At 55.9% G+C, this 12,272-nt stretch carries 12 protein-coding genes and 1 tRNA gene; 4 read left to right on the top strand and 9 right to left on the bottom strand.

Annotated elements, in window-relative coordinates; translation table 11 throughout:
- Positions 1-42: 42 nt before the first annotated feature.
- Positions 43-279 (bottom strand): hypothetical protein, encoded by a 237-nt coding sequence (locus tag ACLEXF_RS14135; RefSeq protein WP_080847372.1) that lies wholly within the window; start codon positions 277-279, stop codon positions 43-45.
- Between the two features lie 230 nt (positions 280-509).
- Between ACLEXF_RS14135 and ACLEXF_RS14130 the strand changes: the two genes are divergently transcribed.
- On the top strand, positions 510-794 hold the full coding sequence (locus ACLEXF_RS14130; protein WP_133175758.1) for a hypothetical protein: 285 nt from the start codon (positions 510-512) through the stop codon (positions 792-794).
- 7 nt (positions 795-801) lie between these two features.
- On the opposite strand, the gene ACLEXF_RS14125 is transcribed toward ACLEXF_RS14130, so the two are convergent.
- The 5 genes from ACLEXF_RS14125 to proB all read right to left on the bottom strand — a co-directional run bounded on the left by ACLEXF_RS14125 (position 802) and on the right by proB (position 5,892).
- Positions 802-1,913 (bottom strand): IS3 family transposase gene (locus tag ACLEXF_RS14125; protein WP_108433090.1). Its coding sequence is split into 2 segments (ribosomal slippage): positions 802-1,652 and positions 1,652-1,913, totalling 1,113 coding nucleotides; the frame shifts between segments, so codons are not numbered across the junction.
- A gap of 82 nt (positions 1,914-1,995) precedes the next feature.
- Positions 1,996-2,817, bottom strand: a complete 822-nt coding sequence (locus ACLEXF_RS14120; RefSeq protein WP_080847370.1) for a hypothetical protein — start codon at positions 2,815-2,817, stop codon at positions 1,996-1,998.
- Between the two features lie 521 nt (positions 2,818-3,338).
- Positions 3,339-3,411, bottom strand: a tRNA-Thr gene (locus ACLEXF_RS14115).
- A 113-nt stretch (positions 3,412-3,524) separates the two neighbouring features.
- Positions 3,525-4,778, bottom strand: coding sequence for a glutamate-5-semialdehyde dehydrogenase (proA, locus tag ACLEXF_RS14110; RefSeq protein ID WP_004147253.1), 1,254 nt, complete (start codon positions 4,776-4,778; stop codon positions 3,525-3,527).
- Positions 4,779-4,788: 10 nt separating this feature from the next.
- Positions 4,789-5,892, bottom strand: a complete 1,104-nt coding sequence (gene proB, locus ACLEXF_RS14105) for a glutamate 5-kinase (RefSeq protein ID WP_008805306.1) — start codon at positions 5,890-5,892, stop codon at positions 4,789-4,791.
- A gap of 288 nt (positions 5,893-6,180) precedes the next feature.
- Here proB and phoE point away from each other — a divergent pair, with 288 nt between their 5' ends.
- On the top strand, positions 6,181-7,233 hold the full coding sequence (gene phoE, locus ACLEXF_RS14100) for a phosphoporin PhoE (RefSeq protein WP_004204700.1): 1,053 nt from the start codon (positions 6,181-6,183) through the stop codon (positions 7,231-7,233).
- 44 nt (positions 7,234-7,277) lie between these two features.
- Here phoE and ACLEXF_RS14095 read toward each other — a convergent pair whose 3' ends face one another.
- The gene (locus ACLEXF_RS14095) at positions 7,278-7,844 is read right to left on the bottom strand and encodes an NlpC/P60 family protein (RefSeq protein ID WP_004222859.1); all 567 of its coding nucleotides are present in this window, start codon (positions 7,842-7,844) and stop codon (positions 7,278-7,280) included.
- Positions 7,845-8,255: 411 nt separating this feature from the next.
- Between ACLEXF_RS14095 and ACLEXF_RS14090 the strand changes: the two genes are divergently transcribed.
- Complete coding sequence (locus tag ACLEXF_RS14090) at positions 8,256-9,125, top strand: DMT family transporter (protein ID WP_146411222.1); 870 nt, start codon at positions 8,256-8,258, stop codon at positions 9,123-9,125.
- Between the two features lie 95 nt (positions 9,126-9,220).
- Positions 9,221-9,886: an HAD family hydrolase gene (locus ACLEXF_RS14085; RefSeq protein WP_023322122.1), complete on the top strand. Its 666-nt coding sequence runs from the start codon at positions 9,221-9,223 to the stop codon at positions 9,884-9,886.
- Between the two features lie 584 nt (positions 9,887-10,470).
- Here ACLEXF_RS14085 and phnE (ACLEXF_RS14080) read toward each other — a convergent pair.
- Both phnE (ACLEXF_RS14080) and phnE (ACLEXF_RS14075) read right to left on the bottom strand, forming a co-directional pair.
- Positions 10,471-11,355, bottom strand: a complete 885-nt coding sequence (phnE, locus tag ACLEXF_RS14080) for a phosphonate ABC transporter, permease protein PhnE (protein ID WP_130946072.1) — start codon at positions 11,353-11,355, stop codon at positions 10,471-10,473.
- A complete protein-coding gene (gene phnE / locus ACLEXF_RS14075) occupies positions 11,352-12,224 on the bottom strand; it encodes a phosphonate ABC transporter, permease protein PhnE (protein WP_002890001.1) in 873 nt (290 codons plus the stop codon). Before phnE (ACLEXF_RS14075) ends, phnE (ACLEXF_RS14080) begins: the two co-directional genes overlap by 4 nt.
- Positions 12,225-12,272: the final 48 nt, after the last annotated feature.

Here is a 12,272-nt window from a genome sequence, read left to right as displayed (position 1 = left end):
GTTGAACGCATTCGGATTAATCCTATCAGGAAGTTAGACGTATTAGAATTTGTCAGTCTTGGTCAAATTCATTGGCTGATGAATGTCTTCCGACTGTTCCTGCTTGATACGCCTCACCAGCCCGTCCGCATCCACGCCACCAGCGATTATGTTGTAATGATTGGTCTGGTTGATGGTCCCCCCTGAATGGTTGCTGGTGGATGAAACAACAGGAGCGCCATAGCCACTGAGGTACTGCACGGGGTTGTAATTCATCCCGCCATTTATGGCCCGTGACATGTCACTTTCCGGAAGTTAATTGCCGCCGTTCTCGTGATCGATAATCCCTTAAATGAGATGTGTAGCTAAGCTACCGATCAGAAGAAGAACGTAAAAAACACCACAACACTAAGCAGGAAAGTTTCGTGCTAACCTCATAGCCTTGAAGGGCAGGAATTTAAGTCGATTGGCATTGTTGAAGTGCCGACTTATCTGTCAGGTGTTCATGACTGATATAGCGAAGGCGTCAAATGGAATTTTTGAAACTCTATGGCAAAGAGATTTTTTCAGTAGTAGCGGCGTTACTCACATGGACCTTAAATACTTACTTCAAGGCTCGCGTCAGGCTTGCATACGGCGAGTTGCACAACTTTACTTTTCTCGTTCCTGAACCTTTAAGGAATCCAGAAGGTGAAGTTATTCGCCACCAGCAACTTGTACACACACGTTCGGTCACGTTGTTAAATGAAGGTCGAGAAGTCGCAACAAAAATTGAGGTGATTTTCAACTATCAACCGAGATATCTGTGTAAATAGACCCGTTTTAGTTCCATGCATTTTTTGAGATCCCGGCCAAATAATGGTGCTGTCGGTATTCCTCCGGTGTCATATTGTTCAGTGATTCATGAGGGCGTTCACAGTTATATTCTGACACCCATCTTTCCGTGATTTCCCGCACTTCATTCAGCGTTCTGAACAGATAAAAATCGAGTATTTCTGTACGGTATGTTCGGTTAAAGCGCTCAATAAAAGCGTTCTGTGTCGGCTTACCCGACTGGATAAACTCCAGTTTTACTGCATGTTGCTCTGCCCATTCAGCCAGTGCAAGTGAGATAAATTCCGGACCATTATCCATGCGTAGCATGACAGGATAGCCGCGATTTGCCGCGATCCTGTCAAGCACACGGACCACGCGCAGAGCTGGCAGATTCAGATCGATTTCAATCGACAATGCTTCACGGTTAAAGTCATCAACGACATTGAACGTGCGAAAACGACGGCCACAGACCAGAGCATCATGCATAAAATCGACAGACCAGCTCTGGTTCAACGCTTCCGGTGTGATCAGTGGCGAGGGATTACGCACCGGCAACCGTTGTTTGCCTTTACGGCGAAAATTCAGCTTCAGCAGACAATAAATACGATGGATCCTTTTGTGATTCCACGGGTATCCCTGCCGCCGCAGAACCTGGAAAAGTTTTGGAAAACCGTACCGTGGGTATCGTTCTGCCACTGCCTGCAACGCGACAATAACGGGTTCATCACGCGTGGTATCCGGACGGTAATGGTAAACCGTTCTGCTCAGGTTCAGACTCCGGCAGGCCTGACGGATACTGAGTCCAAATGTCGTTATCAGATGAGTGACCAGCTCACGCTTAAAGGCTGGTTTTAAAGCTTTTTTTCGATAACATCTTTCAGCGCCCGGTTCTCAAGGCTCAGGTCGGCAAACATCTGTTTGAGACGCCGATTCTCGTCCTCAAGATCCTTGATCTTTTTAATATCAGAAGCCTCCATGCCGCCGTATCTGGCCTTCCAGATGTAGTAGGTGGCTTCAGAGATACCGGCCTCCCGGCAGACATCTTTAACGGTTCGTCCGGCTTCAACCGATTTAATTACGGCAATGATCTGATGCTCAGTAAAACGGGCTTTACGCATAGCGATCTCCTTTGTTGGCAGAGTGATTATGCCGGAGGATCTCTAAATGTGAATGGCACGATTATGCGGGATACTTACAATATCACCCCTTGAGAACCTTTGTCTTAATCAAAACAAGTCTGTATACATCGATGAACTGGGTAACCAGGCCCAAGTTAGGAGATAGTGGATCATTAGTCAGTAAAGCCGCCAGCGACCACAAAAGAGCTTCAAACGTCTGATTAAAACCGTCCATTAACTCATCATAATCAATCACGTAATTTACAAAACCACCATCATTTGCGTACAGAAGCAAGTTCCTAAAATCGGCTCTTTTCATAACAAACTCTTTAAGAGGTATTCCAAGATTATCCTGTACTTCTTTTTCTAATGTTTCGTATAAACTTTCAATAACATCTTGTTCCTCATCTTCATGGTTGATTGACATAGATAATGGGTTAAGAGGTGCCATGAATCCAGTCGAGGGTATTGATAAACATAGCTCGACCTTCCCATTTTCAAAGCGAGGTTTCATTTCAACGTTAACCCCATGAATATTTAAATTCGGTCCGATGCTTTCTATAAGGACATTCTTCATCAATAACAAAACAGGTGTAAACATCAATTTTACTTGATGATTTTTGAATTTACCCACTAAGTCCCTATGTTCTGGCATCTTATCAGTGTTTAATTTCAGCCATTCAAAAATTGCTACAACCAATTCTTCTTCAGCTGCGATCAACCGAATGGAAAACATCTCCATATCGATATCTTTAATTCTGTGAGCTTTTCGCACATGGTCCGCAGCTTTAATCACTCGCCATTTTACTTTCGTGGGGGCCTTCGTTAAAATCATGTCTACCAGGTTTTCACCTACTAACGAATTGAAATATTCAAGCTCAAAACAATCCTCATCCATTTCCATAGCAACACCATACAAATATTTAAGTTAAGACAATAGCAGCCATAAAGCGCCGTGATGGGACACTATAGCAAACGCCTTTAGGCGCATCATCAGGGGTGTTTGTCAGTTAACCGTTCTCTTATCGAGTACCGTTCGTTTATGGCACGGTGAACACCACGAGAGAGCCAGCCCCTTTCCCGGACTGGTTAGGATTCCCATCATTTGCTCGTTTATCCGTGGCGTGTCATCACGACAGGCTGTTACGGGACACCGCGCTAAGTGTGGAACGGTTAAAATTTGTGGGATTGATTAAAGACGTTGGCAGCGTCATCAGCTTCGAGTTGATAGCGGTTCGTGTGGACTGTTCACGCTTTGTACCTGTTCGAGCTTTACAACTACAGGCCGCTACGTTCTAACATCCCTGAATAGCCACTGTTAACCATAGCGGCAACTGTTGGTCATAGAATCCCTTAAAAAAAGATTGTACCTTGAGAACGATAATCGTTTTAAGTCATTGTTTTTAAGAGATTTTGTTGTGTGAGTGCCGATAATAGGAGTCGAACCTACGACCTTCGCATTACGAATGCGCTGCTCTACCAACTGAGCTATATCGGCCCTGCAAGAGGTGTTCACGAGCGTGAATCACGAGGCAAAAGGTTAGAACTTAGCGGGCGATGCGTCAATAGTCAGTGGAATCAACTGCCTATTTTTGCATCGCCCGTTCTCATTTACGCACGAATGGTATCGTCGCCGAAACCAATCCACTTATAGGTGGTTAACGCTTCCAGCCCCATCGGGCCGCGGGCGTGCAGCTTCTGGGTGCTGACCGCCACTTCCGCGCCGAGGCCGAACTGGCCGCCGTCGGTGAAGCGCGTGGAGGCGTTCACATATACCGCGGAAGAGTCCACTTCATTGATAAAGCGGTTGGCGTTACGCAGGGTGCGGGTCAGGATGGCGTCGGAGTGCTGGGTGCCATGTTCGCGGATATGGGCGATAGCCTCATCCATATCAGCCACCACTTTGACGTTCAGATCCAGCGACAGATATTCGTCGTCATACTGCTCCGCTTTCACCGGCTCGACCTTCGCAGGGCCGTTTTGCAGCGCGGGGAGGGCGGAAGGGGCGGCGTGCAGGGTGACGCCGCTTTCGGCCATCTGCTTGCTTAACGCCGGCAGGAAGGTGTCGGCGATGTTGCGGTGCACCAGCAGCGTTTCCACGGTATTGCAGGTGCTCGGCCGCTGGGTCTTGGCGTTGACGATGATCTTCAGCGCGGGGGCGATCTCGGCGGTTTCATCAACGAAGATATGGCATACGCCAATCCCGCCGGTGATCACCGGGATCGTGGATTGCTCGCGGCACAGCTTGTGCAGGCCCGCGCCGCCGCGGGGGATCAGCATATCGATGTATTTATCCATCTTCAGCATTTCCCCCACCAGCGCGCGATCCGGGCTCTCGATAGCCTGTACCGCGGCGGCCGGCAGACCGCACTCCTGCAGCGCCTGCTGGATCACCTTCACCGTGGCGGCGTTGGTGCGCCAGGTCTCTTTCCCGCCGCGCAGGATCGCCGCGTTGCCGGTTTTCAGACACAGGGAGGCGACGTCGACTGTCACGTTGGGACGCGCTTCATAAATCACGCCAATCACCCCCAGCGGGACGCGGCGACGTTCAATACGCAGACCGCTGTCCAGCAGCCCACCGTCGATCACCTGGCCGACCGGATCGGCCAGATTGCACACCTGGCGCACATCGCTGGCGATGCCGCTCAGACGCGCCGGGGTCAGCGCGAGGCGATCGAGCATCGCTTCACTCAGGCCATTGGCGCGAGCTTCGGCTAAATCTTCCGCGTTGGCGCGCAGAATATCGTCGGTCTGCGCTTCCAGATAATCGGCGATCTTTTCCAGTACCTGGTTCTTTTCCCGGCTGGAGAGTAACGCCAGCTGCCAGGAGGCCGCTTTGGCGGCAATGCCCATTTGTTCCAGCATTTTCAGCTCCTTAACGGATGATCATATCATCGCGGTGGACGGCCACCGGGCCGTATTCGTAGCCCAGAATGGCATCGATTTGCTGCGAGTGCTGGCCGGCGATAAGGCGCAGCGCATCGCTGTTGTAGCGGCTGACGCCGTGAGCGATATCGCGTCCTTCGCTATTGCGGATGCGGATCACTTCGCCGCGGGAGAAGTTGCCGCTGACGATTTTGATGCCTTTTGGCAACAGCGAGCTGCCTCTTTCGAGGATCGCCTGAGTCGCGCCCGCATCGACGGTCAGTTCACCGGCCGGCGGGGCGCCGAAGATCCAGCGCTTACGGTTCTCCAGCGGAGACTCCTGAGCGTGGAAGCAGGTGCCTACTGGCAGGCCTTCCATCGCATGGCCGATGACGTCCGGGCGGTTGCCGGCGGCGATAATGGTATCAATCCCCGCGCGGCAGGCGACGTCCGCGGCCTGCAGCTTGGTGCCCATGCCGCCGGTGCCGAGTCCGGAGACGCTGTCGCCGGCGATGGCGCGCAGCGCGTCGTCGATGCCGTAGACGTCTTTAATCAGCTCCGCCTGCGGGTTGCTACGCGGGTCGGCGGTGAACAGGCCTGGCTGGTCGGTTAAGAGCAGCAGCTTATCTGCCCCGGCGAGGATCGCGGCCAGTGCGGAGAGATTGTCGTTATCGCCCACTTTGATTTCCGCGGTGGCGACGGCGTCGTTTTCGTTAATGACCGGGACGATGCTGTTATCCAGCAGGGCGCGCAGGGTGTCGCGGGCGTTGAGGAACCGTTCTCTGTCTTCCATGTCGGCGCGGGTCAGCAGCATCTGGCCAACGTGAATGCCATAGATAGAAAACAGCTGTTCCCACAGCTGGATAAGACGGCTTTGTCCCACCGCCGCCAGCAGCTGCTTGGAGGCGATGGTGGCGGGCAGTTCCGGGTAACCAAGGTGCTCGCGCCCGGCGGCAATGGCCCCGGAGGTCACGATGACAATACGGTGTCCCATGGCGTGTAGCTGTGCGCACTGGCGCACGAGCTCGACGATATGGGCGCGGTTCAGGCGACGGGACCCGCCTGTTAAAACACTGGTGCCCAGTTTTACCACCAGCGTCTGGCTTTCACTCATGATTCTCTGCCGTTCAAAAGGAATATCGATATCGAGCTGATGTTGTAGCAGGAGTCGGCCCGCTTGCCAACACCCGGGGCGGCGGGCGCGCCATTTTATTGCGCGGGATCGGGCATTCTGGAGAGGGTATGTGACAAAAATATGTCAGATACATTTAAATACTCTTTTTTATAAAAAGTTCCACATTGTCATAAATATTTAATATGCCGGCGTTAAAAAACTCCTGTTTTTGATGGGCGAGAGCCCGCAATTGAATAGCGCGTATAAATAAATCACCAGGACTGAATAATGAAAAAGAGTACTCTGGCATTAATGATGATGGGCTTTGTGGCTTCAACGGCGACGCAGGCAGCGGAAGTTTATAACAAGAACGCTAACAAGCTGGATGTGTACGGTAAGATCAAAGCCATGCACTACTTCAGCGATTATGACAGCAAAGATGGCGATCAGACCTACGTGCGTTTCGGTATTAAAGGCGAAACGCAGATTAACGAAGACCTGACCGGCTATGGCCGTTGGGAATCTGAATTCTCGGGTAACAAAACCGAGAGCGACTCCAGCCAGAAGACTCGTCTGGCGTTCGCTGGGGTGAAGCTGAAGAACTACGGTTCTTTCGACTACGGCCGTAACCTTGGCGCCCTGTACGACGTGGAAGCCTGGACCGATATGTTCCCGGAATTCGGCGGCGACTCATCCGCTCAGACCGATAACTTTATGACCAAGCGCGCCAGCGGCCTGGCGACCTACCGCAACACCGACTTCTTCGGTCTGGTGGATGGCCTGGATCTGACCCTGCAGTACCAGGGTAAAAACGAAGGCCGTGAAGCGAAGAAACAGAACGGCGACGGCGTCGGCACCTCGTTAAGCTATGATTTCGGCGGCAGCGACTTCGCCGTCAGCGCAGCCTACACTAGCTCCGACCGTACCAACGATCAGAACTTGCTGGCCCGCGGCCAGGGTTCGAAAGCGGAAGCCTGGGCGACCGGCCTGAAATATGACGCCAACAATATCTACCTGGCGACCATGTACTCTGAAACCCGCAAAATGACCCCGATCAGCGGCGGTTTTGCCAACAAAGCGCAGAACTTTGAAGCGGTGGCCCAGTATCAGTTCGACTTCGGTCTGCGTCCGTCCCTCGGCTATGTGCTGTCGAAAGGGAAGGATATCGAAGGGGTGGGGAGCGAAGATCTGGTTAACTACATTGACGTGGGCCTGACCTACTACTTCAACAAAAACATGAACGCCTTCGTGGATTACAAAATCAACCAGCTGAAAAGCGATAACAAACTCGGCATCAACGATGACGACATCGTCGCGCTGGGTATGACCTACCAGTTCTGATCAACTTCAGAACCACCTGCCGCAGCCCTGGCTGCGGCTTTTTTTTAGCGGCGATTCTTTGCCAGATGTAGGGTGTCGCTGTTCATGGTGATCTGCGCGTTATACTCCTTCGGCAGACGGCGCGCCTGATAGAACGCGGATTCCCAGTAAGGGTTGTCCAGCGAAGAGCGCATCACGCCCTGGCTGCTCGAGGCGTGAAGGAAATTATGATCGGTATCGTAAAAGCCGACGTGCATTCCGGCCCGAGTGCGGAAGAAGACCAGATCGCCGGGACGTAAATCGCGCTTATTGACCCGCACGCCCATGTGCAGCAGCTCGCGGGTGGTGATCCGCTCCATCGGCAGGTTAAAGCGATCCTTCAACGTGCGCCAGACGAAACCCGAGCAGTCGACGCCGCTTTGTTCAGTACCGCCCCATTCATAGGGGGTTCCCTGCCAGGTGTGCATCTGATCATGCAGGGCCGCCACCACCGGGATCAGATCGTCCGATCCGCCGTCAATGGTCATATCCGCATGAGATTTTGTGTTCTTTGCCTGTTTCGGTGAGGAGGAGCATCCTGCCAACAACAAAAAAGGAATTAAAAAGAGAGCATGCGTCAGTTTTGGCTTCATATCGTTATTTTCGAAGTAGCAAGCAGACTGCTTTGTTTTATAGCCGATTAAAAAGAACGGCTGAATAAGCCGAGGCCGCCTTTACGTTTATTTACGATTAAAAATAAACAACCAGCCGAGAGATCACCCATAAAAGGCAGTTGTCACTTCCGAACGGCCTGTGCCAGGATTCTGATTAAACATTTCACGAGGCATTCCATGACGCATTACGCCATCTCTGGTGAGACTTTGCCCGGCGCCGCTTTCGACGCGGGGTGGATGACGTCTGCGCCTCATCATCGCTTCGCCACGCTCTGCCCACCGCCTCCCCCTCCAGACCGGGTTGTTTTCGGCGCTTAGCGCCGTCTTTAGCAGGCGCTTACCTGCCGGTATGACGCTTGATACCTTGTGTTTGACGTTCTGGAGCATGCTATGCACGTTCGCTATTCTCTGCTCGCCTCGCAGGCGACAACGGCCATTTTTGTGCTGCTGTGGGGCAGTGCGGCCATTTTCACCCGCTGGGGACTGGACAACGCCTCGCCGATGGCGCTGCTGGTCTTTCGTTTTCTGATTGCCCTGGTCGCGCTGGCGCCGCTGGCCATCGTCCGTCGGCGCTGGCTGCCCGCGCCGGGCACCCGCTTGCAGACCGCGGCCACCGGCCTGATGCTGATTGGCGGCTATTCGGTCTGTTACTTCGAGGCGATGGCTAACGGTGTGACGCCGGGACTTATCGCCACCATCATGGGGATCCAGCCCATCCTTACGCTTTGCGTGGTGGAGCGTCGCCTGCAGGGGCGGCGGCTGCTGGGGCTGCTGCTTGCCCTGGCGGGGCTGGTGCTGCTGGTATGGCGCAGCCTGGCGGCGTCGCCAATGGCGATGGCGGGGATCCTGTTTGCGCTGGCGGCTTTGCTGCTGATGACTTTTGGCGCGCTGTGGCAAAAGCGCAGCCGTCAGTCGCCGGCGGATGTCCTGCCGCTGCAGTACGCCGTGAGTCTGGGGCTGTGCCTGTTGATCGCCCCGGTCAGCGGCTTCCGGTTTACCGTTAACGTCGGGTTGATTATTCCGGTGTTGTTTCTCGGGCTGCTGATTTCGGTGGTCGCCCAGCTGCTGCTGTATCGTCTGCTGAGCGCGGGAAATATCGTCAATGTCACCAGCCTCTTTTATCTGGTGCCGGCGATCACGGCGCTGCTGGATTATCTGCTGCTGGGCAACCGGCTGCCGGCGGCGGCGATGGTCGGTATGGTGGCGATCGTCGGCGGGATCGTATTGGTGTTCCGCACCGGCAAGGTCCGCGCCGGCTGACGACGAGCCGGGCGCTGCGGCGTCCGGTTCATTTTCCTGTCATCTTTTTTACGCATGCTCCCGGCAGCTTATTTTGACCAGTAAGGGAAAGTACCATGGGCAACACGCTGACGATTTTTGATCTCGATAACACCCTGATACAGGGCGATAGCAGTACGGTCTGGAGCCAGTTTATGGTTCGCGAAGGGCTGGCGACGCAGAAGGGGTATCTTGCCCGCGAGGCGCGGCTAATGGCGGATTATGACCGGGGAGAGATGAATATCGCCGATTATGTGGCCCTGATCCAGGCGCCGCTGGCCGGAATACCGAAATCGGACGTTGATGCGCTGGTGGCCCGCTGCGTCCGCGAGGCGATCCTGCCCCGGGTCTATCCGCAGGCGTGGGAGCTCATTCGTCGTCTGCGGGCCGAGGGGGAGCAGATGCTGATTATCTCCGCCTCGGTTAGCCTGCTGGTGCAGGCGGTGGCCGCCGCGCTGGAGATCGATCAGGCGCTGGGCATTGACGTGGCGATGGTCGACGGCGGCTACAGCGGGGTCATTGCCGGGATCCCCAGCTATCAGCAGGGGAAGGTGGCGCGTCTGGCGCAGTGGCGCGAGGCGCATCCGCAGTATGACGGCGAGGTGACGTTCTATACCGATTCCATTAACGATCTGCCGCTGTGCCTGCATGCGGATCGCGTGCGGCTGGTCAATCCCTGTCCGCAGCTGCAGGCGGCCGGTGCCGGATACGGCTGGCCGGTGCTGAGCTGGCGGCTGGAATAGCGGAGCGGATAAATGTTTCTTCGGGTTCAGTCGTTCCAGACCGGATAAGGCGTGTGCCGCCATTCGGCATACAGGCGGCTCCGTGCCGGCGGTCATTGCCCGGCGGCGCTGCGCTTGCGCGGGCCTACGGGGTGTGAGCCTGTGAGAGGGCCCTGTAGGCCGGGTAAGGCGCAGCCGCCACCCGGCGAAATATCGGCGCAACCGGAAATGTCCCTGCTCGCGCTGCGTTTAGCAGGGCTACAACTTCTATTTTAATGCCGGGCAGATTGCGCTCCCGGTTAGTTCTTCTGCGTTATGTCACTTACGGCGCCGGGAGCGCACAGGGGGCGGCCAGTCGCCGCCGCCCCCTGTACCCCCGGGCTCCGGCCAGCACCGGCAGTTTCAGTCGCGCAAGTGGGTAAATTAATGACTGGTTGCTCGGGCCGTAGGCCGGGTAAGGCGCAGCCGCCACCCGGCATAAAAGCAGCTCCGTACCCGCTGTCATCGCCCGGTGGCGCTGCGCTTGCCGGGCGTACGATGTGTCAGCCAGTGAGAGGACCCCGCAGGCCGGGTAAGGCGTAGCCGCCACCCGGCACAAAGGTGCGCTAGCGTTCGTCCTGATACAGCGGCACCACGGCGCCGCCGATATAGCGACGGCGCAGCCAGGCGGAGAGGGTGTCCATGATCATCACCACCGCCACCAGCAGCAGGGTGATAAACATCACCACATCCCAGTTCCACAGGCGCATATTCTCGGCATAGATAAGCCCAATACCGCCGGCGCCGACGAAGCCCAGCACCGCCGCGGAGCGGGTGTTGGATTCAATCTGATACAGGCTCAATGCGAGGAAGGTCGGGAACGACTGGGTAAAAATGCCAAAGCGATGCTTTTGCAGGCCGTTCGCGCCCACGGCGGTCAGTCCGCGCCCGGGGGAGCGGTCCACCGCTTCGTGTCCTTCCGCGTACAGCCGTCCCAGCAGGCCGGTGTCCTGCATGATGATCGCCAGCACCCCGGCCAGCGGCCCGAGGCCTACCGCGCGCACGAATATCAGCCCCCAGATAGCCATGTCGATCCCGCGCAGCACATCAAACAGGCGGCGCATCAGCAGGGCGAGGGTCCCCAGCACCACGCCGCGCATGATGTTGCGGGCGGCGAAGAAGGAGAGCAGCAGCGCCAGCACCGTGGCGGTGAGCGTCCCGGCGAAGACGATAGCCAGGGTGATGCCGATTTGCGTGAAGTAATAGCCGAACGGCCAGTTCCAGAAGTCGTGCCAGACGAACATCCGCGCCAGATAGCGGCCAATCTGCTGCAGGCCGGTGGTCAGCTGTTCGCCGCTGATGCCGAACTGCAGAAAAAACCAGACGTAATAGAGCAGGCAGGCCAGCGCCACCAGTCCGACGTAGCGCAGGTAGCGCCCCTGGACCTGATAGAGCTGCTTATGCTGCCGCCGGCTGGCGGCGATATCCGGTTGCATGTGCCAGACGCTCATTTCTTACCCTCCAGTACCCACAGACGCAGACGACCGGACAGCATGTCCAGCGCCGACACCACCAGAATGATCAGCAGCAGGGTGATACTCACCTGATCGTAGCGGTCGAGCTTGATGTTGGTCATCAGCTCCTGGCCGATGCCGCCCGCGCCCACCAGCCCGAGAATGGTCGACGAGCGGAAGTTGATTTCAAGCCGCATAAAGCCATAGGAGAGAAACAGCGGTTTCACCTGAGGCCACAGGGCGAAGCGAATTTTCTGCAGCGGGGATGCGCCGCAGGCAGCCAGGCCGCGTACCGGTTTGTTTTGCGCGCTTTCCACCGCCTCGTAGAACAGTTTGGTCAGGCTGCCGACGGTATGCAGCATCAGCGCCAGAAAGCCCGGAATCGCGCCGATGCCGAACGCCATCACAAAGATCACCGCCCACGCCAGCTCGGGCATGGTGCGCAAAAACGCCACCAGCACGCGAATGGCAAAGCGCACCGGCGCCGGGGACCAGGCGTTATTGGCGGCAAGAAACGCGAAAACCGTGGCAATGGCGACGGCCACCAGGGTTGAGGCCAGCGCCAGCTGCAGAGTTTCCCAGATCAGCGGCAGCTGGATCGGCAGGCGATAGCCCCACCAGGCCAGCGAGCCTTTGGTCTGCACGTCGGCGAACAGGTTGCCGGCGCTCAGGGGCGGAATGGTCTCTGCCATATAGTCAAAGAAATGGGGCAGCGAGTGCCAGATAGTCAGCAGATTAAATTCCGCGGCGCTGCCGGCGGCAAAATAGAGCGCCAGCAGCAGCAGCGACCAGCAGACGGCATCGCGCTTTTGCCGCGAGCGTACCTGCTGGTAATAGCGTTCAAATTCGGTGTGGGTCGTCTTCATGCGTCGGGGATCTTCAACGTAGCGCCGCCGCTTACCCTGGGGCAAGCA

Source organism: Klebsiella pneumoniae complex sp. WS1778 (assembly GCF_049472055.1).
Taxonomy (GTDB): Bacteria; Pseudomonadota; Gammaproteobacteria; order Enterobacterales; family Enterobacteriaceae; genus Klebsiella; species Klebsiella quasipneumoniae.
This window is presented reverse-complemented; position numbering and strand designations above follow the sequence as displayed.